Origin of the sequence: Hyphomonas sp., from assembly GCF_036964145.1 — a bacterium.
Classification (GTDB): Bacteria; Pseudomonadota; Alphaproteobacteria; order Caulobacterales; family Hyphomonadaceae; genus Hyphomonas.
This window is the reverse complement of the sequence record NZ_JBALUC010000001.1, coordinates 104604-125043: the sequence shown is the minus strand read 5'-3', so window position 1 is coordinate 125043 and position 20440 is coordinate 104604. Positions and strand designations below refer to the sequence as shown.

At 61.3% G+C, this 20440-nt stretch carries 19 protein-coding genes; 9 read left to right on the top strand and 10 right to left on the bottom strand.

The window, feature by feature from the left end; genetic code table 11:
• Positions 1-45 precede the first annotated feature (45 nt).
• The 3 genes from cysQ (at position 46) to V7660_RS00615 (ending at position 3243) form a co-directional block, all read left to right on the top strand.
• Positions 46-837: a 3'(2'),5'-bisphosphate nucleotidase CysQ gene (cysQ, locus tag V7660_RS00625; RefSeq protein WP_442910014.1), complete on the top strand. Its 792-nt coding sequence runs from the start codon at positions 46-48 to the stop codon at positions 835-837.
• A gap of 59 nt (positions 838-896) precedes the next feature.
• Positions 897-2237 (top strand): phosphoglucosamine mutase, encoded by a 1341-nt coding sequence (gene glmM, locus V7660_RS00620; RefSeq protein WP_335601178.1) that lies wholly within the window; start codon positions 897-899, stop codon positions 2235-2237.
• Positions 2238-2349: 112 nt separating this feature from the next.
• The gene (locus V7660_RS00615) at positions 2350-3243 is read left to right on the top strand and encodes a hypothetical protein (RefSeq protein WP_335601177.1); all 894 of its coding nucleotides are present in this window, start codon (positions 2350-2352) and stop codon (positions 3241-3243) included.
• A gap of 1 nt (position 3244) precedes the next feature.
• Here the strand turns inward: V7660_RS00615 and V7660_RS00610 are convergent, their stop codons facing one another.
• Positions 3245-3889, bottom strand: coding sequence for a 2-hydroxychromene-2-carboxylate isomerase (locus V7660_RS00610; RefSeq protein ID WP_335601176.1), 645 nt, complete (start codon positions 3887-3889; stop codon positions 3245-3247).
• Positions 3890-3952: 63 nt separating this feature from the next.
• On the opposite strand from V7660_RS00610, the gene V7660_RS00605 reads away from it, so the two are divergent.
• Complete coding sequence (locus V7660_RS00605; RefSeq protein ID WP_335601175.1) at positions 3953-4909, top strand: alpha/beta hydrolase; 957 nt, start codon at positions 3953-3955, stop codon at positions 4907-4909.
• Positions 4910-4969: 60 nt separating this feature from the next.
• Here V7660_RS00605 and V7660_RS00600 read toward each other — a convergent pair whose 3' ends face one another.
• Positions 4970-7882: a TonB-dependent receptor domain-containing protein gene (locus V7660_RS00600; protein ID WP_335601174.1), complete on the bottom strand. Its 2913-nt coding sequence runs from the start codon at positions 7880-7882 to the stop codon at positions 4970-4972.
• A 383-nt stretch (positions 7883-8265) separates the two neighbouring features.
• Between V7660_RS00600 and V7660_RS00595 the strand changes: the two genes are divergently transcribed.
• Both V7660_RS00595 and V7660_RS00590 read left to right on the top strand, forming a co-directional pair.
• Positions 8266-10602 (top strand): TonB-dependent receptor, encoded by a 2337-nt coding sequence (locus V7660_RS00595; protein WP_335601173.1) that lies wholly within the window; start codon positions 8266-8268, stop codon positions 10600-10602.
• An 80-nt stretch (positions 10603-10682) separates the two neighbouring features.
• Positions 10683-12086, top strand: coding sequence for a protein adenylyltransferase SelO family protein (locus V7660_RS00590; protein ID WP_335601172.1), 1404 nt, complete (start codon positions 10683-10685; stop codon positions 12084-12086).
• Between the two features lie 9 nt (positions 12087-12095).
• Here the strand turns inward: V7660_RS00590 and V7660_RS00585 are convergent, their stop codons facing one another.
• The 7 genes from V7660_RS00585 to ftsE form a co-directional block, all read right to left on the bottom strand.
• Entirely contained in the window at positions 12096-12659 is a 564-nt protein-coding gene (locus V7660_RS00585) for an HNH endonuclease (protein ID WP_335601171.1), read from the bottom strand.
• 140 nt (positions 12660-12799) lie between these two features.
• Positions 12800-13447 (bottom strand): DNA-3-methyladenine glycosylase family protein, encoded by a 648-nt coding sequence (locus V7660_RS00580; RefSeq protein ID WP_335601170.1) that lies wholly within the window; start codon positions 13445-13447, stop codon positions 12800-12802.
• Entirely contained in the window at positions 13444-14463 is a 1020-nt protein-coding gene (locus tag V7660_RS00575) for a DUF2125 domain-containing protein (RefSeq protein ID WP_335601169.1), read from the bottom strand. Before V7660_RS00575 ends, V7660_RS00580 begins: the two co-directional genes overlap by 4 nt.
• A 22-nt stretch (positions 14464-14485) precedes the next feature.
• The gene (locus V7660_RS00570) at positions 14486-15226 is read right to left on the bottom strand and encodes a lysophospholipid acyltransferase family protein (RefSeq protein ID WP_335601168.1); all 741 of its coding nucleotides are present in this window, start codon (positions 15224-15226) and stop codon (positions 14486-14488) included.
• Positions 15227-15245: 19 nt separating this feature from the next.
• Positions 15246-15836, bottom strand: a complete 591-nt coding sequence (locus V7660_RS00565) for a YdcF family protein (RefSeq protein ID WP_335601167.1) — start codon at positions 15834-15836, stop codon at positions 15246-15248.
• Positions 15833-16702: a cell division protein FtsX gene (locus tag V7660_RS00560; protein WP_335601166.1), complete on the bottom strand. Its 870-nt coding sequence runs from the start codon at positions 16700-16702 to the stop codon at positions 15833-15835. The genes V7660_RS00565 and V7660_RS00560 overlap by 4 nt, the downstream gene beginning before the upstream one ends.
• A 2-nt stretch (positions 16703-16704) precedes the next feature.
• Positions 16705-17454: a cell division ATP-binding protein FtsE gene (gene ftsE, locus V7660_RS00555; RefSeq protein ID WP_335601165.1), complete on the bottom strand. Its 750-nt coding sequence runs from the start codon at positions 17452-17454 to the stop codon at positions 16705-16707.
• Between the two features lie 62 nt (positions 17455-17516).
• Between ftsE and V7660_RS00550 the strand changes: the two genes are divergently transcribed.
• Both V7660_RS00550 and V7660_RS00545 read left to right on the top strand, forming a co-directional pair.
• Positions 17517-18233, top strand: coding sequence for an MJ0042-type zinc finger domain-containing protein (locus tag V7660_RS00550; RefSeq protein ID WP_335601164.1), 717 nt, complete (start codon positions 17517-17519; stop codon positions 18231-18233).
• Entirely contained in the window at positions 18230-18760 is a 531-nt protein-coding gene (locus V7660_RS00545; RefSeq protein ID WP_335601163.1) for a phosphoribosyltransferase, read from the top strand. Before V7660_RS00550 ends, V7660_RS00545 begins: the two co-directional genes overlap by 4 nt.
• A gap of 4 nt (positions 18761-18764) precedes the next feature.
• Here the strand turns inward: V7660_RS00545 and V7660_RS00540 are convergent, their stop codons facing one another.
• A complete protein-coding gene (locus tag V7660_RS00540) occupies positions 18765-19751 on the bottom strand; it encodes a 2-hydroxyacid dehydrogenase (protein WP_335601162.1) in 987 nt (328 codons plus the stop codon).
• Between the two features lie 133 nt (positions 19752-19884).
• Between V7660_RS00540 and V7660_RS00535 the strand changes: the two genes are divergently transcribed.
• The gene (locus V7660_RS00535) at positions 19885-20388 is read left to right on the top strand and encodes an SH3 domain-containing protein (RefSeq protein WP_335601161.1); all 504 of its coding nucleotides are present in this window, start codon (positions 19885-19887) and stop codon (positions 20386-20388) included.
• Positions 20389-20440 lie beyond the last annotated feature (52 nt).

Here is a 20440-nt window from a genome sequence, read left to right as displayed (position 1 = left end):
GGGGCGGCTGACAGGAAGAGCCGGAATTTGATCAGGGGACCAGAGATAGTGACGATTACAGCAGACCAGCTTGCCCGGATTGCCCTCGATGCCGGAGCGCTCATCATGGACATCTATGAGAGCGATTTCGATGTTGAACGGAAGGGCGATGCCTCCCCCGTCACAGAAGCCGACCAGCGCGCTGAAGTGCTCATCCTGAAAGGTCTGGCCGAGGCCGAGCCCGGCCTGCCCGTGATTGCGGAAGAATCCTTCAGTGAAGGCAGAGTGCCGGAACATGGCGCCCGGTTCGCCTTGGTCGATCCCCTCGACGGCACCAAGGAATTCGTCAACAAGAATGGCGAATTCACTGTCAACATTGCGATCATCGAACATGGACGCCCGGTCATGGGGGTCGTGTACGCCCCGGCCAAGGACCGGCTGTTCGTGGCCGAAAGTCACAATTCAGCCTGGCAGGCCAGGGTCGCGCCCGGCCAGCCGGTGCCCGACACCCGCGCGCCCATCAAGATCCGGCCAGCGCCGCCTGCAGGCCTGACAGCTGTTGCCTCCAAATCCCACCGCTCTGCCGAAACCAATGACTGGCTCGAAAAATTCGACGTCGCTGAGACGGTCGGCGCGGGCTCTTCCTTGAAATTCTGCCTGATCGCGGCCGGTGAAGCCGATCTCTACCCCCGCATGGGCCGCACCATGGAATGGGACACGGCGGCCGGTCACGCCGTGGTCGAAGCTGCGGGTGGTCGCGTCCTGACAGAAGAGGGCGCGCCCCTGCTCTATGGCAAGACCGAGCGCGGCTATGACAACCCACACTTCATCGTCTATGGCGATGTGACCCCCGCCTGAGTCTCGATCTCGATTTTTCACGGTAAACCTGCCAGAATCGCGGGTGGAGGATTTAGAGCATGGTACGTCGATATTTCGGGACCGATGGTATTCGCGGCCGCGTCAACACGCCCCCCATGACAGCAGAGACCGCGCTCAGGCTGGCCATCGCGGCGGCCCGCACCTTCGCGCCGGACGGGGGCCGCGAAGTCGTTATCGGTCGTGACACGCGCCGTTCGGGCGGCATGATCGAAGCTGCGCTGATCGCAGGCCTGACAAGCATGGGACTGAAACCCGTCCTGCTGGGGATTGTCCCCACCCCAACAGTTGCCCTAATGACACGGGAGGCCGGCGCCGCGCTTGGCCTGATGATCTCCGCCTCTCACAACAAGGCGGACGACAATGGCATCAAGCTGTTCAGCCCTGACGGTATCAAGCTGGCCGATGCCGAGGAAGAAGCCATCGAGACAGGCATGGCGACCGCTTTCGAAGGGGGCTTCGCCGCACCGCCTGCCATCGCCACCCCTCACCGGATGACGGGGGCAACCATGCTCTACCTTGAACGCTGCCTCGAAACAGTAGGTACGGACATTGATTTCTCCGGCCTCAAGATTGTCCTCGATTGCGCCCATGGCGCTGCCTTCGAGGTCGGCCCGGCTGCCCTGCGCCGACTCGGAGCAGACCTGACAATCATCGGGGACAGGCCGGATGGCCTGAACATCAATGCGGGCGTTGGATCAACGTCCACGGACCATCTGAAATCCACCGTTATCCAGTCCGGTGCCGATATCGGTATTGCCTTTGACGGAGATGCCGACCGCGTGATCGTGATCGACGAGCTGGGCGCCGAAGTGGATGGCGACCAGGTCATGGCGCTCATTGCAGGGGAACTGCATCGCACCGGCCGTCTCACCGGCGGAGGCATGGTGGCGACAATCATGTCGAACATGGGTCTGGCCGAATATCTGAAGGGCCTGAACCTGACGCTCGCCCGCACCAAGGTGGGGGACCGCTATGTTGGTGAGCACATGCGCCAGCACGGGTTCAATCTCGGCGGCGAACAGTCCGGACACATCATTCTGTCTGATGTCTCCACCACGGGCGACGGCTTGCTGGCCGCCCTGCAGGTCCTGAAGACCGTAGCGTCCAGGAACCGTCCCGCCTCCGACGTGTTACGCGTGTTCGATCCGGCGCCACAGGAATTGGTCAATATCCGCTTCAACGGGAAAAACCCGATGGAAACGGACTTGGTGCGGGCCGCCCTGGCTGAGGCCGACGAGATTCTGGGCGACCGTGGGCGGATGGTCGTGCGCAAATCCGGCACCGAACCCCTGATCCGTGTCATGGCCGAAGCACTGGACAAGGACCTGATGCAGCGCGCCCTCTCGCGTGTGGTGACTGCGGTAGAGGCCGAAGCCTGACGGCATAGTCCCGCAGCCACTGGTCTTTTGGCGGAATATCCGCCCAAATGGACCCGATAAGTCTTTGTCAGGATTTTCCCGATACATTTTTTGTCTCATCGGGGGATGTACCATGACGTTTGACGCACGTGGCGGAAAGAAATCATCAGGTGGCAACACGCTCGTCTTTGGCGCGATCACGCTGACCGTCGTGGCCGGCGCCTTTTTGGCTGTCCTCAACCTTCCAAAGCCGGATGCGGGTAATCGCCTGACGCTTGCGCAGACAGAGGCCGCCACAGTCACGATAGAGGCCCAGTATGCGGCCTTTTCCGGACAATCCGCACGTAACTTTCTCACCACGCTCGACCGGGTCGATCCTGACGCATATGCCAGTCTCGATCGCCGTCTCGCCATAACAGACCCTTACGACCACATACAGATCGCAATGGAAGCAGCCGGCGAGGTACTTGCCCGGCACAAATCGAAGCTTGCGCAAGCAGACATGCGCCATGTCGACAAATGGCTGGACATGACGCGCAGCCAGCTGAGAAGCGCGTCCAGATCCAGGCATCGTTGGTGTGCCGGAAGCCGGTATCAGGACTTCAACACCATTTCCGGCCTGTCCGGCCAGATGGCAGCGGCGTCCGATCTGGCCGATCTCGGCGCGGAATTGTCAGACTACACCTTCGACACGATCAGCTTTGCCCTCGTGGCCATCGAGGATGCGCGCACCGCGCCCGTCAAACATGGCGCGCTGACGCATCAGGACGAAGCCGCCCTCCAGGGCGTCGCCATGTCCCTGATGTCGGACCCGCAGATCATGCCGCTCATCCTGGCATCCGGGCCGGATGGCCCCCCGGAATCCGCGCTCGCCTCGCTCGACATGTGCCAGCTCGGCGTGACGGCCGTTACGGCCTTGAAGACACTGCCTCAGGGCACGAAGGGCCGGGCCTTCGCCGAAATCATCCGGTCTGCGGATTTCGATGACGGGGATCTGAGCAAGCTGAAAAGCCTGTCAAAGCTTTAGGCTATGTCTTCGTGGCGCCCGCTTGTGCCAGTCGCCATTCCAGCACATCGATCCGGTCCTGTCCGAAGAAGGCCTCGCCTTCGAACACCATCAGCGGCACGCCCCAATGATGCGGATCCTGCGCGGCCTGGTTCTCGGAGATCACGCCCTCCAGCCGCTCGGCTTCGGACTCTTGCCGGGCATCCAGCTCCGCCAGGTCAAACCCGGCCCGCGTGGCCGCATCGCTGAGCGCAGTGCCCTCGGTCCACGCCCCGCCTGACCAGATCAGGGTCGACACCTCGTCCAGAAAGGCCCAGCCCGCCTCATCGCCTGCCTCGCAGGCAAGGATGCCGAGCCGCGTCAGCCGCCCGATATGCGGCTGCTCGGCGGAAATCTCGCGGGTCATCATGTTCATCACCACCGGGTCCGGGTTGAGTGCGCCCAGCGGCAAGCCGAGATATTGCGACAGGCGGACAATGTCCCGCATCAGATAGGGCACCCATTGCGGCCGGACTTCGGAAAAGAATTCCGGTGTGCGTATGGCAATCGGATAGACCGGGCGCGGGCGCACCCGCACATCCCATGTCGCCTGTAAGGCGCGCAGGCGTTTCGTTGCAAGATAGGAATACGGCGAACGAAACGACCAGAAGACGTCAACGGTTTTCATGCTGCCACCTTGGCGGCGTATTGACGTCTTCACAAGGCCCCGTTTTACCCCCATTTAGCCGTCATGAGCCTTGACCAGACCTTCCGCCAATTCATGGACAAATTCCAGTTACCGGACTTTTCCGCGATGGACTGGAAAGGTTCGGTGGACAGGCTGCGTCAGCAATTCTATGTCGCCAGCCGCGCCATCGAGCGGGACGCGCCGGAAATGGCGAACATCTCCCTGATCACCATCCCCGGCCCCGGCGGGCCAATGAAGGCACGCATCTATACGCCCCTCGGCGCAGGCATTCCGCCCGGCCCCGGCATCGTCTTCTTTCATGGCGGCGGCTTTGTGCTGGGGGATCTCGACAGCCATGACATGATCTGCAAGCGGCTCGCCGAAGGCGCGCGCTCTCGTGTCATCGCCGTCGACTACCGCCTCGCCCCGGAACATAAATTTCCCGCCGCCCATGAGGATGCGCTGGCCGCATGGAACTGGATCACGACCCATGCCGACACCTGCGGCATCGATCCCGGTCGGCTGGCCGTGTGCGGCGACAGCGCGGGCGGGAATCTGTCTGCTTTCCTGGCCCAGGAATTGTTGCGCACCGGCAAGAAGGGCCCTGCCTTCCAGCTCCTGCTCTACCCACTCGTCCAGTTCGTGGATATCCGCACAAAGAAGATGACCTTTCAGGAAGGCGGCTTCTTCATTTCGGCGAACCTGTTCGAATATTTCCGCGACGCCTATATCGGTCAGGATGCCGAGCGCATGGACCCGCGTGTCTCGCCCCTGTTTGCTGAGCCGAACGCCTTCAAGGGGCTACCACCGGCGCACTTTGTCCTGTGCGGCTGGGATCCGCTGAAGGATGAAGGCCTCGCCTATGCCGACAAGATGGCGAGCTTTGGCGTGCGCGTCAGCGTCCGCGAACATCCTGGCATGGTGCATGGCTTCATGAACATGACCGCCCTGTCGGATGCTGTCCGGATCGCCATCCGGGATGCCGGCGTCGAAGCCGGCCGGGCGCTCGGCGCCATCTGACCCCTACATAAAAAAAGGGGGCGACCCGAAGGCCGCCCCCAGTGCTGCATTCGATGGCAATCAGTTGCTGCCGCCGAAACGCTTGGTCACGCTGATCTTGAACGTACGACCGAAGGGGTTGTGCGTATATGGATCATAGTTGACGTCGAAGGCCGCGAATGGCGGATCTTCATCAGTCACGTTGACCACGGACAGACCGAAGTCGAAGCCGCCGAAGGCCTCTGACTGCAAATTGTAGAACAGGTCGAATGTGGTCTGGCTGTCGATATTCTCGCCAACCCCGCCACGGGCCGCAGCCGCGCGCTCGTCCTTGTAGCTGTCGATATGACGCATGACCGCCCGGAAATTGTGATCTCCGAGGGCGTAGTTCGCAAACACGTTTGCTTTCCACTGCGGCATGGACCGGGTGAAGTTCGACCGGTTGAACTGGCCGACATAGTCACCGCCACCGATACCGAGACCTTCAACAAAGTAAGGGTCGACCTCATACTCGATAATGTAGGTCGCATCGGTGCCCAGGGTGAACTCGGCTGTGTTGCTCAGATCCCAGCTATTCTGCATCCGCAGATCAACACCGGAGGTCTGGATGTCCGGACCATTGGTGATGTTTGTGCGGATACGGGCGATGTCCGACCCGGCGGCGGGCGATGCCTGCGTGCCGGTGACAATATTGTTTGGATCATTGAAGGTGATCCGGTTCAGGATCGGTGCCGACAAGTCACCTGCCTGAAGAGCCGCCACAGCGGCTGCCGCAATATTCGCCTGCTCTTCCACGATGACCGGATCAGAGAAGTCGAAATTGTAATAGTCGAGCGAGGCAGAGAAGTTGCCGACTTCATAGATGCCGCCCAAGTTAAAGCTGAAGGCCGATTCCGGTTTCAGATCCGGGTTGCCATACGTGTCGACCGCCTTGAACGCCGAGGCTGGGGCAACGAACTGCAGCGTCGTCGCGACCCCGCCGAGTTGGTTCAGCGTCGGACCCTTGAACGAGGTCTGGGCGGAACCGCGCAGGGCGAAACTGTCATTCACCTGCCACTTGCCGGCCACTTTCGGGTCGAAGGTCGAGCCGATGTCACCGCCATAATCCTCGTAGCGGACGGCAAACTGCATATCGACCGTCTCGAAGAGTGGCACCTGCAATTCCCCGAAGACGGCGAAGATGGTCTGGTCTTCATCTGCGGCATTCGTCCCGGCAAGGAACGAATAAGGCCCCGTGCCGCCGGGTCCCGGCGTCACGTCCAGATCGGTCAGGGCCGATGGCTCAAGCTTGTAGCTTTCGCGGCGGACCTGTACGCCCGCAGCCCAGCCAACACTACCGCCTGCAGCCTGCACATTGCTCTGGCCCGACAGCACGCCGTCAAAGACCAGAAGGTCCGTGTTGGCGACGGTCAGGCTCGGATCGGTGATCCAGTCCGCCAGCGTGACGGAGTTTTCCAGCCCTGCCACATAGTTCGGATTGGCCTGTCCCGTCGCGGCATTCGCCGGAATAGCGTTCGAGAACGGGTTGTAGTATTCACACGACCCGCCGCCGGCCACGAGAGAGCCGGTATATCCGGCCGCGTACGGCACGGTACCCGTGGCCGGATCGACGCCTGTATTCGGATCTGTACAGACACCAAAACCACGCAGCGCGGAGGTTAGACCAACAATATAGGTGTCATTGGTCAGGCGCTCGCTTTCCGTGGCCGAATAGCTGAGCGCCGCATCATAATGGACCCCATTGTCGAAGTCACCGGCATAGGAACCAGCCGCCCGCCAGGTCTCATTCGTGCGGTAACCTTCCTGCGAACTACCAGTGCCGGGGAAGCCGCCCCAGCCGAACGAACGGCCGATGAATTTTAAGCCGACTGCGGAGCTAGGTATGGTCGTGCTAGGGTTTTCAGCGAGATATTGCAGCAGTCCAGGATGATCGAAAGGCACATCTTGATTCAGCAGTGCTTGCGGCGGATAGGAAGGTGACGTTTTCCAGCTAGGCACATCCGAATATGCATAGAGAGCCTCGAGATGCAGGGTCGCTCCATTGGACATATCGCGGTTGTACTCGGAAAAGACCTGATAACGTTCCTCTTCTTCGACCAGATTGTCGAAATTCGTAAACTGGAAGCGACAGGTTCCCGAAACGTTAGTACCACCCACCGCTTCACAACCAGAATCATTAAACGAACCTATTGCACCGTAGCCGCCCGGTAAGTCAGGCCGTGGACCGATTACCGCGTAATACCCTGGATTGGACAGCGAGGACCAACCCCCAACCGGGTTCTGATCATAAGGCAGAACTGCCCAGTCCTTTTCATTCAGCAGCACTTCGCTGCGCTTGCTGTAGCCGACCGACGTCACCCAGTTGAAATTGTCGCCTTGAAGGCCATAAGCGGCAGAGATGTCATACTCACCATCCGAGCCATCGAATTGCGAATATGATCCGCCGACTTCAAACCCGTCGAGGTCCTGATTGGTGATAAAGTTCACGACGCCGGCAATGGCATCGGAGCCGTACAGGGCCGCCGCGCCGTCTTTCAGCACTTCGATCCGGCCGATAGCGGCAGTCGGAATGTTGTTTGTGTCAACGAAAAGTTGCGCCTGCTCACCGATCGAATAAGGGTGATAAGTCTGGCGATGGCCGTTGATCAGGACCAGGGTCCGGGCCGGTCCAAGGCCGCGCAAATTGATGTTGGACGTACCTTCCAGGCCGTTCGAGGAGAACTGATTGGTCTGCCCATCCACGCCCGAGGACGGGCCGAGGTTACGGATCAATTCCGTGATCGAAGGCTGGCCTTCGAGTTTCAGGTCTCCGGCGGTCAGCACGTCGACCGGCAGGGCCGCATCTTCCGGCGTGCCCGCGATGAACGAGCCGGTCACGGTCACGGTCGACTGCCGCAGCTCCCTCCCGGTCTCTTCCTCCTGCGCGACGGCTGGCATACCGATTGCCAGCGCAACGCAAGACGCACTCATCCACATTCTAAATTGGTGTTTCATATACTTCCTCCCGTGATGTGAGCGACCGGATCTGAAGTCCGGTTCTTGTCTCACTCGGAAACAGCATATGTCTGCTTCCGCGGGGGAATAGGGTAATCTTGTTGTGCAGCGCAATATTTCGCTTCTGAAACATGTACGTCAGTTTATGTTACAACGTTGTCGTAAGGTCTCCCCAGGGGTAGTGCTGCCTAGTTTCTGAACAAATTTCACCAGAGCGGGCCTGATTGTGGCGTATATGTTACAGTCTACGACAAACCCTCAACCTGTTGCCCTTTTCAGGCTGAATCCGCCGAAATTAGGATTACTTTTGTAGCAACCCGCCATGAAGAGCGGGCTCCGAAATACCCTCCCGGAACTATAAATAACACAATCAGGAAACTGCTATGCACCTCAAACATTCGTTGTTTGCGACGGCGTCTGCCGTCCTTCTCATTGCGACCAACGCTCAGGCTCAGGAAGCCGAATCCGACCGCGAATCCGCGATCGACCGCGTGCTTGGAACGGTCACCGTCACCGCCACCAAGAAAAAAGACGTCGAGAACGTTCAGGACGTTCCCGTCGCTGTCACCGCCTTCAACTCCGACACGCTTGACGCGCTGAACGTCACCACGCTGGAAAGCCTGTCCTACTCCTCCCCAAACGTCTCCCTGGATGATGTCGGCACGTCCCGCGGCACGGCGAACTTCGCCATTCGCGGTCTCGGCGTGAACTCCTCTATCCCATCCATCGATCCGGCCGTTGGCGTCTTCATCGACGGCGTCTACCTCGGCGTGAACACCGGCGTGGTGGTCGACCTGTTTGACGTCGACAGCATCGAGATCCTGCGCGGCCCGCAAGGCCTGCTCTTCGGCCGCAACACGACCGGCGGCGCTGTTGTTGTGAACACCGGCAATCCGTCGGACGAATTCACCTACAAGGTCGGCGCGAAAGTCGACGGCCCGGTTGATGAAGACCGCGGCGGCGCCAGCGCCACCGTTCAGGGCTATGTGTCCGGCCCGCTGATCGAAGGCGTGCTGAACGGCAAGATCGGCGCCTCCTACACGACCGATGCCGGTTATTTCGAAAACCAGTACAATGGCGACAATCACGGCGAACTTCAGACCGCAACCTATCGCGGCGCCCTGGAATTCACGCCAACGGAACGCCTGACCTTCCTCGGCAAGATCGAGTACACCGACAGCCGCGGCGACGGCCCGTCCGGCCAGAACCGGTCTTACTTCGACCGGGACTCGTTCGATTTCTCGATCAACGAGCCAGGCCTGGCAGAAGCCGAAACGGTCTTCGGCTCGCTGCGCACCGATTATGATGTTGATTTCGGCAATGGCCGCATCACCAACATCATCGGCTATCGTGACCTCGATTCCGGCTCGGTCGGCGACATTGATGCGACGCCCTACACCCTGTTCCACTCCGTTTCGGAATTCACACAGGAGCAGATTTCCGACGAACTGCGCTATGCCGGTACATTCGGCAAAGCCGACGTGACGACGGGCCTGTACTATTTCGAACAGGAAATCGCCTACACCGAAACGCGTAACCTGCCGACGACCCGTCCGGCCGCGCTGCCAGCAACGATCCCGTGGGGCTTCTATGGCGGTGGCCGTCAGGACCATACCGTCTGGGGTGCCTTCGCGAACGTCGACTATTCCTTCACGGACAAGCTGGTGGCCACCTTTGGCCTGCGCTACTCCAATGAAGAAAAAGACGCAGACGTCATCTACATCCGCCCACGCGGTGAATGTTCGGTTGTCAGCGGCACCTGCTCGCCGGACGGCACCAACGCCCTGATCTCGCTTATCACCGGCGGTTTGGCACAGGAGCCAAATGGCTTCAGCGATGACAATGAATGGTCCAACTGGACACCAAAAGTCGGTCTTCAGTATTTCTGGACTGACAATCTCCAGACCTATGGTCACTACACCAAGGGCTTCCGCTCTGGTGGTTATAACTTCCGCATCACCGATATCCCGATCTTCTTCGACTTCGTGAACCAGACCGGCGATTTCGGATTTGACGAGGAAGAAGTCGATGCCTTCGAAGTTGGTTTCAAGACCAGCAGCGAAGATGGGCGTATTCAGGTCAATGGCGCCGTGTTCCACACCGCGATCCAGAACATGCAGCGTGAGGTCAACACGGCCGGCGCGTCCGGTGTTGTCCAGAACATCATCAACACGGCAGATGCCTCCATCACCGGTGTTGAAGTTGATGGACGTATCGCCTTCGCAGACTCCTGGCTCGCCACGTTCAATCTCGGCATGATTGATGCGTCCTATGATGACGTCTTCTTCGATCTCGATGCAGACGGCGTTGTCGGTTCCAGCGATCTGGCCCTCGACCTCCCCCGCGTGCCACAGGCAACTTGGGGCGTCGGCCTGATCAAGGACATCGATATGGGTGACTCCGGCGCGCTCGTCGGTCAGGTCAACTACCAGTATCGTGACCGCATCGCGTACACCGACAGCAACTTTGGCTGGATTCAGTCCGCCAATATGCTGGACGCGAACCTGACCTGGGAAACCCCGATCGACGGCCTCGCCGCCTCGATCTACGGCAAGAACCTCCTCGACGAAGTTCAGGCGGGTAACGACACCCAGCTGCCATTCCCGGGCCCGCTCTCGACCGGGCAGAACTATTCCTACCCGGCGCTCCCGGCCTTTGGCACCTTCTCACCGCTCAAGAAAGGCCGTCTTGTCGGTCTCGAGCTGACCTACGAATACTAGGATCGGCTTCTACAGCGATTTCCTGGAAAGGGCGGCCCAGCGGGTCGCCCTTTCTGCATTCAGCCCCTATGTGAGAGCGCATGACCTCTTCCTCCCCTATTCTCGACATTGCCGATTTCATTGCAGACCCGGTCGATCCCGCCGATTTCCCTGAGCGCACTGTGCGTTATTGGAACGCGCGGTGGGCTGCCGACATCGGACTGGGAGATCTCGATGCGGAGCGCCAGGGCGCACATTTCGGCCGGTTTGATCCCCTGCCCGGCAATCTCGAACGCCCATTGGCCCTGCGCTATCACGGTCACCAGTTCGGCACCTACAACCCACAACTCGGCGACGGTCGCGGCTTCCTCTTCGCACAAATGCGTGACGATCAGGGCCGTCTGCTGGACCTCGGCACGAAAGGCTCCGGCCAGACCCCTTGGAGCCGGCAGGGCGATGGCCGGCTGACGCTCAAGGGCGGCGTCCGCGAAATCCTCGCTGCCAATTATCTCGAAGCGCTCGGCGTAAACACTTCCAAGCCCTTCGCGCTGATCGAGACCGGCGAACAGCTCGCCCGCAATGATGAGCCGTCCCCCACACGCTCCGCCGTGCTCACCCGCCTCTCCCACAGCCATATCCGGTTCGGCAGCTTCCAGCGCCTCGCCTATCTGGAACAGGACAAGGACCTCGCCCGGCTGGTCGACTATGTCGTGAAGAATTTCCATCCGGAGGCAGAGAATGCAGACATGGGCCAGCAGGTCGTGAATATGCTCTCCGCCATATCCCATGCGACCGGCCACATGATCGGCCAGTGGATGGCCGCCGGCTTCGTACACGGCGTCATGAACACAGACAATTTCAATGTCACGGGCGAGACCTTTGATTTCGGTCCGTGGCGCTTCCTGCCTGTCTCCGACCCCAACTTCACCGCCGCCTATTTCGACCAGCAGGGTCTCTACCGGTTTGGCCGTCAGCCTCTTCAGGCTGGCTGGGCCTTGCAGCAACTCGCCTCGGCGCTGTTGCCGCTGGCCGAGGCCGAAAACCTCGCCTCAGGGCTGAAGCCGTATGAACGCGCGTATCAGGAAAGTTTCGTCGCCCACACGCACGCCCTCCTTGGCATCGCCCCGCTGGGCGATCCGCAGACGGATACCGAATTCCTGCAAGCCTTCTATGCCTGGATGACCGAAACCGGCGCAAGCTGGCCGCAAACCTTCTTCGACTGGTTTGGCGGTCGGGAGAGCGCATCACGCGCCGCCGCCTCCCCACAGGCTGCACTCTACAAGGAGGATCGCTTCACCCCGGTACGCGAAGACCTTCTGGCCCGGACGCCGGTCCGGCCTGAACGTCTGCAGCACGCCTATTTTCAAGCCCCTGCCCCGGTCAGCCTTCTGATTGAGGAGGTCGAGGCGGTCTGGGAACCAATTGCGGAATCGGATGACTGGTCAGCGCTTGAAAGAAAGGTCGCCCATATAGAGCAGGCACGACGTGCCTATGACTGGACCTGACCGTACGGATCAGCCTTCCAGTTCGATATCCCAATAGAGATAATCCATCCATGTCTCATGGAGGTGGTTCGGCGGGAATTTTCGGCCAATCTCCTGAAGCTGGTAATTGTTCGGCCGCGCCGGGCGCCGCATCAGATGCATGTCCGTCTGCTTGAGCAGTTTGCCGCCTTTGCGGAGATTGCACGGGCTGCACGCCGCAACGATGTTTTCCCATGTCGTCCGACCGCCCTTGGAGCGCGGGATGACATGGTCGAAGGTCAGGTTTTCGGACGTGCCACAATAAGCACATTCAAACCCGTCGCGCAGGAAGACGTTGAAGCGGGTAAAGGCCGGCGGGCGGTCCTGCCGGACGAAATCCCTCAGCGCAATGACGCTCGGCAAACGGAATTCCGTACTCGGGCTGCGTACGACATAATCATATTCTGCAATGATATCGACACGATCGAGGAAGACGGCCTTCACCACTTCCTGCCAGGGCCAGAGCGATAGCGGATAATAGGAAAGAGGTCTGAAATCGGCATTCAATACCAGAGCGGGCCGGCCGCTCGGGGGGGCCGAAATGATCTCAGCCATGGAGCGCCTCCATAAGCCTGAGATAATATGTTTGCTCGAACCGACTGAAGGCGTAGCTCCTTTTCGTCTCGCCCCTGCTTTAGGTGATTCACATAATGAGATTATGACAGTTCCGGCGTTTTGCAACGCTTTACGGACTGTCAGGCCTGAGGGCTCGGCTGGGCCGCCTTGGCGCGCCGGTCATTGATCCAGCCCCAGAGCATATGGGCCGCGACGCCGCGATAAGGCTGCCAGCAGGTTGCGTGCGCCGTGAATTCCTTGATTTCCATACGGGTTTCAGCCTCGGAGAGCAGCTTGTGCGCCTCCATCAGGCCGACATCGCCGACCGGAAAGGCGTCCATCGCGCCCACCGAATAGAGCAGGAACAATTCTGCAGTCCAGGGGCCGATTCCCTTCACGGACACGAGTTCCTTGCGGGCCAGATCGAGGTCTGACGTACACACGCGCTCCAGATCGAGCAGGCCGGTCGTCATCGCCTCGGCAATGGACACCATGTGACGCACCTTGGGCCGCGACATGCCGCACGCGCGGATTTCCTCCGGATCTGCGGCCAGCACAGCCTCCGGCGTTACTTCGCCGAACATCGCTTCGGTCCGCCCCCAGATCGTGCCCGCCGCTTTGGTGGAAAGCTGCTGATAGGCAATCAACCGGCTCAGCGCGGCGTAGCAGGGGTCACCCACCCGCCATTCCGGCACGCCCAATTCCTCATAGGCTCGTCCCAGCGCGGGGTCTGCAGCGGCGAGCGTCTTGCACGCCGCTGTCAGCTTCCGCCGTGAGGGCGCGGTCAATAGCCCGGCTCCGGCAGCGTACCGAGCGGGATCAGGCCCATCTTCACCTCATTGTCCTTGATGGTGAAGGTCAGGAAGCCCCCATCGGCGGAGGAGGTTTCCAACATGGTCAGCATGGCATTCTCCTGCTGGCCCAACCGGCCGGACACTTCCAGCGCGTCGCGCAATTCATCCGCATCGTCGATGCGTACGCCAAATGAGCCATTCGCCCGGCCATCGTCAAAAGCAATCTCGCCCTTCAGGCCAAGATTCAGCGGGCCCCAATCCAGCAGTGCCTGCGCAATCTCGACCGTGCCGTCTTCCTCCACCAGCGCGCGGTGGAACCGGCTCGTATCGCCGCCGCTGCGGATCCATGCCGGGAAGAAGCTGCGCACTTCCCCAATCAGGCGCGACGGCCCGATCGTGTCGCCCAGGAACTCGGCCCCTTGCGGCGCCGCATTGATCACCAGCCGGTCCCATTGCACCGCGATCATGAGATCGTCTTCGGCGCCGTCGCGGGGTTTCAGATTCAGGGAAAAGCCACTGGCCGCATAGGTCTCGCCATCAATCAGCGCCGTGGCATTGCCCAATTGCAGCCCGATCCGCTCAATGGTCTCCGAATTCCAGGAAAAGCTCGCCGCCGATGTCTTGTCCACCGTCACCGTCTGGCGCAGACCGCCCGTCTCGGTCACGAGATTGCGGCCCGGCGAATAGGCGATCACATGCTGCCAGTTCCAGGGCTGCATCACGAGGCGCAGCTGTTCACCTTCCCAGCGCGACGCGCCGACCGGCTGGTAGACCGGATCGTCAACAACCAGTTCAAACCGGTACGGAAACCCGCCCAGCGACTTGGCGGTATACTCGACCACCGCCCCGCGTGTCTGCTCATCCGCGATCCACTGGTCGATGCCCTTGTCGATCTGCGCCTTTGCAAAGAGCCAATAGCCTGTCCATGCGCCGACAAGGATCAGAAGCAGGACAAAGGGCAGGTACAGCCAGAAACGGGATTTTTTCCGGGTGGTGGAGGGTTCGACCATTGAGAAGTCCTGACAGGAGGGGTTATCGGGCGAGGCGACCCTGCACGGTGCGCCCCTCAGCGACAAGAGCGTCTGTGGCGGACTCCAGTTCCGATTGCAGCCGGGCCATCAATTGCTTGCGTGGCAGGCCCGCCGGGATGGGCGGCAGGATTTCGTAGACGATCTTGCCCTTGCTGCGTTTCAGGCCTCGCTTCGGCCAGCACAGGCCCGCATTGGTCGCCACCGGCACGATGGGCGCCTCGATTCCCTTCGCCAGCGCAGAGATCCCCGCGGCAAAATATGCCGGTTCCGCGCCGGGGGCCGTGCGCGTCCCTTCCGGGAAGATCACGATCTGTCGGCCATCCTCCGCGCGGTCCTTCGCCTCGGTGACCATCTTCTTCAGCGTCTTCGTGTTCCCCGCCCGGTCAATCGGAATCATCGCCGCTTTCAGCGCATACCAGCCCAGGAAAGGATACCAGAGCAATTCCTGTTTCAGGATGATGGCGGGCTGCGGCGTCACGAGTGTCGGGATGAACACGTCCAGCATGCAGTGATGCTTGCCGGCATAGATGATCGTTCCGCGCGGCATGTTCTGGCGGCCGCGAATCTCGACCTCGATCCCGCAAATCACCTTCAGGCCCCAGATCAGGCCCCTTGCATACTGGCGGATGCCCCAGAAGATCACCGGCTTGGGCAGGATCAGGGTTGGCAGGAACAGGATCCCCAGCACAGCCATCAGGCCGTACATCCAGATCACGAACAGGATCGAACGAAACATCATCATAGCGCTATCAGATAGGTCATCATTCGAAGGTCGTCACCCGCCACTTCGCCCATTCGAGGACAACACCCCGGAAGGAATCCGGATCGGTCCAGATCGAGGCGGGGTCGTTCACCGTGCGCACAGGCCAGGCAATCAGCTCGATATCCGGCATCGCCGTCTCCAGCACGATCAGGCTGCGCGCCATGTGATAGTCCGACGTGACGATAATCAGGCTCTTGTAGCCCTGCTCATACGCCCACGCCGCTGTTTCGTCTGCATTGCCCCGTGTCGACTCAGCGACATAGCCGATATCGACGCAGCAGACCCAGACCTCTTCCGAGCCGCCCGCCAGCGCGATCAGGTCTTCCACAGGCACATCCGGATTGACGCCCGAGATCAGCAAACGCTGGCCCCGTCCTTCTGTCACCAGTTCCACGCCCGCCGCAATACGCAGACCCGACCCGCCGGTCAGCGCGACAATGGCATCGGCATTTACGTCAGGCGAATGATCTGCCCCGGCTGCGCGATTGGCGAACAGGACAAAATCCACCGCCGCCAGAAGCAGCGCGGCCAATACGATCGCCGGTACCACACCGAAACGTCGCTTCCGTAACCGTCTTTCACCGCTCACATGACACTCTTCAGGGAACGGATGACGGTCATACGCGCCGCAATCCGCGCCGCCAGCCCGGCGATCACCGGGGTCAGGACGAGGATCAGCAAATCCTGGAAATCGAGGCTGAGTTCGGGCAGCAGGCCGGTCCGGGCACCGCTGGAATGTACGGCAAAGATCATCGCGGCCGCGGCGCCGAGTGCAAGCAGGGCCCCGACGGCCCCGGCTCTCAGCCCGAGCAGCCAGAAGCGCCGCTCGAACAGGCCGGCAATATAGCGGTCCCGCGCGCCGGCCAGATGCAGCACATCGACAATGTCTCGCCGCGCCAAAAGCGCTGCATGTGTCGCGAACGCAATCACGGCGATAGCCGTTGAAGCCAGCAGGGCCACTGCCGTCAGCGCGACCAGCCGCGCAATCGCCAGCATCCGGCGCACATCGCCCGCCCAGTCAGCATGTTCGTCCACGGCATTCGCAAATCCGGCCTCTGTGAGCCGCCGCTCCAGCGTCGGCCCCACGAACTGCGCGTCCGGCTCAGCGGTCACCGCGATCAACTGCGGCAGGGGCAGGCTTTCCGGCAGGCCCCGGCTGCCGAAATTCGGCTCCAGCAGGGCGTCGATCTCCGCCTTGGACAACAGGCGCGCCTCTTTCACGCCCTCGGCACTCTCGATCAGCTTGCGCGCCGATTCCGCGCCGCGTCGGTCCGCATCCGGCAGCGACACGGTCAGCTCGCCCTCCACCTCAGCCGTCCAGCTGCGCGCCGCGCCATAGGTGGATTTTGCCGACAGGGTTGCCAGCGCCGCCAGGAAGCAGAGGGCGCCCACGACAAAGAACAGCGCCATTTCGCGCGCATCCTCAACAGGCAGGAGCGGGGTTTCCTTGGCCATGCCTATTCCGCCGCCTTCGCAATATCCGTCCGGCGACGTGCCGCCGGGCCATATTCCACATCCTGCACCAACAGGCCGTGCTGCAGGCGGAAGACCGGTGCCTCGACCTGGCGCACAAGGCCCAGGTCATGTGTGGCGATGATGACGGTGGTCGCGCGGCGCTTGTTCAGCTCAAGGAACAGCCGCATCAGGCGCGAACCCATTTCCGGATCGACGTTACCGGTCGGCTCGTCGGCAATCAGGATATCGGGCTGGGTCACCACGGCGCGGGCAATCGCCACGCGCTGCTGCTCCCCGCCCGACAGGGTCGGCGGGCGCGCATGCATCCGCTCGCCCAGGCCCACCCAGGCCAGCAATTCCTCGACATCGCTGCGATACGTGGACTCTTTCCGGCCCAGCACGCGCAGCGGCAGGGCGACATTCTCATACGCTGTGAGATGGTCCAGCAGGCGGAATTCCTGGAATACGACGCCCACCCGGCGGCGCAGCGCCGACAGCTGGTCGCGCGTCAGGCGGCTGGTCGGGCGTCCGAACAGGGAGACTTCTCCCTGCGAGGGCTTCAGCGCTAGGTAAAGTAGCTTCAGCAGGCTGGTCTTGCCTGCGCCAGAGGCGCCGGTCAGAAAGCTGAATGATCCGGGTTTCAGGACCAGATCAATCCCGCTAAGGATATCCTCTGACGTGTCATAGCGCAGCGACACACCATCGAGGCGCACGGCAACATCGTCAAACAGGTCGTGGCGGGAAAGAGTCATGGGCTCCTGTCCTGTGCGCGGGCGAATGGATTATTGGGGCGAATTGCGGGAAACACCAAGACATGATCCTCACCTGCCCCAATTGTGAAACCCAGTATTTCGCCGATGACTCAACAATCGGTGAAAGCGGACGCACTGTGAAGTGCGCGGCCTGTGGCGGATCTTGGTTCGTTGAGCCGAAACATCTGGACGAGACGGTCCGGCGTACCCCGGCTGCCGCGCATGAAATCTATCGCGAGAAAGTCCGCGAACAGCGCCGCCGCAAGAGCCGCACAGCCGCCCTAGTCTCCTGGCTGGTTACCGCAGGTGTCTTCTTTGCGCTCGGCGTCGCCGCCATCATGTACCGCAATGAAGTGGTGAAGCTCTGGCCCGAGGCCGGCAGCATCTACAAGCAGATCGGCTTCAATGTGAACCGGTTCGGGCTCGACTTCGAAGACATCCAGCGCAGCCGCACCTTCAATGACACGGTTCCCGTTGTCACGGTGGCCGGCAAGGCGCTCAACATTTCCCGCTCCACGGTCGACACGCCTGCTGTGCGCGTGGACCTGAAGGATGAGCGCGGCATCATTGTCGCCACCACCTATGGCCGCATCCGGCCCGACCGGCTGGCCGCCGGAGACGCCGGGTCATTCCAGGTCGTGGTCGAACAGGCGCCGATGGAAAGCTTCGAGATCGAACTCAAATTCGTTGACCTCGCCGACATGCCGCCCCGCGATGAAGCGGCAACACCCACAGCCGAAGACCTGATGGCCCCTGAAACGGAAACCCCTGCCGAATGACCGACCTGCCCAAGATCGAAGTAATTGTCCCGGAAGACGAACTGCTGGCCCAGATCGACAAGCTGGCCGAGACGCTGGCCCCGCGCCTGACGGGGGAGTGGACCATTGTCTCGATCCTGATCGGCGCCACGCCCTTCACGGCGGATCTGATGAAGGCCCTCGCCCGGCGCGATATCCATCCGACGCTCGACGTGATCTGGCTGGAATCCTATCGCGATGCCCGCGAGAGTTCCGGCCGCGTGGTTGTGCGCGCCGACCTTGCCCGCTCGGTGAAGGACAAGGGCGTCATCATTCTGGATGATGTGTTCGATACGGGTCGGACGCTGGCCTTCGCCAAGACGCATTTGCAGGCCAAGGGTGCCCGCGAAGTCATCACCTGCGCGCTGACACAGAAACCCTGGGCCCCGCGCGGCGCCGAGGGCGTCGACTATTGCGCCATCGACGCACCGGGCCGCTACCTCGTCGGCTACGGCATGGACGATGCCGGCAAGTATCGCGGCCTGCCCTATATTGGCGCGCTGGACTGATAGCTCAGAGAATCGCGGGAATAACCCGGTCCGGCGGGCGGTGGCCGTCGGCGAAGGTCTTGATGTTGATGATGACCTTTTCGCCCATTTCGGTGCGGCCCTCGATCGTGGCCGAGCCCATATGCGGCAGCAGCACGACATTCGGCAGGCCGAACAATTCCTCGTTGACCGTCGGCTCGCGCTCGAACACGTCGAGCCCGGCCCCGGCAATCTTGCCGGCCTTCAGGGCGCGAGCCAGCGCAGCTTCGTCGATCACCTCACCGCGAGCGGTATTCACGATATAGGATTCCGGCTTCATCAGCTCGAGCCGGCGCGCATTCATCAGATGGAAGGTTGCCGGCGTGTGCGGGCAGTTCACCGAAACGATGTCCATGCGTGACAGCATCTGGTCGAGACTGTCCCAATAGGTTGCCTCCAGCAGCTCCTCGATGCGCGGGCTGACCGGCTTGCGGTTGTGATAATGAATCTGCAGGCCGAACGCCTTGGCGCGGCGCGCGACCGCCTGGCCGATACGGCCCATGCCGATGATGCCCAGCCGCTTGCCTGCGAGGCGACGCCCCATCATCCAGGTCGGCGTCCAGCCATCAAAGCCGCCCGTGTTCATGATCTGCGCGCCCTCGAACAGGCGGCGCGGGACTGACAGGATCAGCGCCATCGCGACATCGGCCGTATCATCGGTCAGAACGCCCGGCGTGTTGGTCACCGTGATGCCGCGCTGCACGGCGCTCTGCACGTCGATATTGTCGACGCCCGCGCCAAACTGGGCGATCAGGCGCAATTGCTCGCCGGCGCGCGCCATGATCCGTCCATCCAGCTTGTCCGTCACCGTCGGCACCAGCACATCGGCGGTCTGCATCGCCTCGGCCAGTTCATCCTGGGTGAAGGGATGATCGTCATCATTCAGCCGCGCATCGAACAATTCCTTGAGGCGCAATTCGACAGGCGCCGGGAGTTTGCGGGTGACGACGACTTTCAGTTTCTTCGCGGACATAGGGACTCTTTTTGCAAATATTCTCATTCGGGCCTTAGCAGAGGGATTACAGCACGCCAACGCTTCATATTTTACACAAGATTCATTCGGTCGTGGAATTCTAGCCCTTCGCAGACATGGGAAAAGACTGCACATGAAGTGGGCAGCCATTATTTTGTCAGGCCTTCTGTTCGCCGTCGCCTCGGCGTTCGCGCAGAGCGTTACCCCTGTCCGCGTGAGCAAATTTTCCGGCAAGGAAGTGCCGCGTTTCGAGACGCTGAAATACAATGCCGTCAATGGCCGGGCCGGGCCCAGCCGCGACCATCCGATCCTCTGGCGCTATGAACGCAAGGGGCTGCCACTTCTGGTCATCAAGGAAAGCCAGACCTGGCGCCGCGTGCGCGACCCGTCCGGCGCAGAAGTCTGGGTGCATGCCCGGATGCTGGAGCCGGACACCAAGGCGATGGTCCAGACGGACACGGTTATGCATCACGCGCCCGACGCCGACAGCGAAGAGATCGCCCGCATCGAGGCCACGGTCCTGGTGGAACTAGGCAAGTGCGCGAACAATTGGTGCCGCATCGAGGCGGGCCATTACAAGGGCTTCGTCCCTGTGACAGCCCTCTGGGGTGTCACGACCAGCGAAGCTGCCCTGTAATCCAGGTTAGCCCGACATCCCCTTCCTGTTGACAAGCCGCGCGGCACAGGCT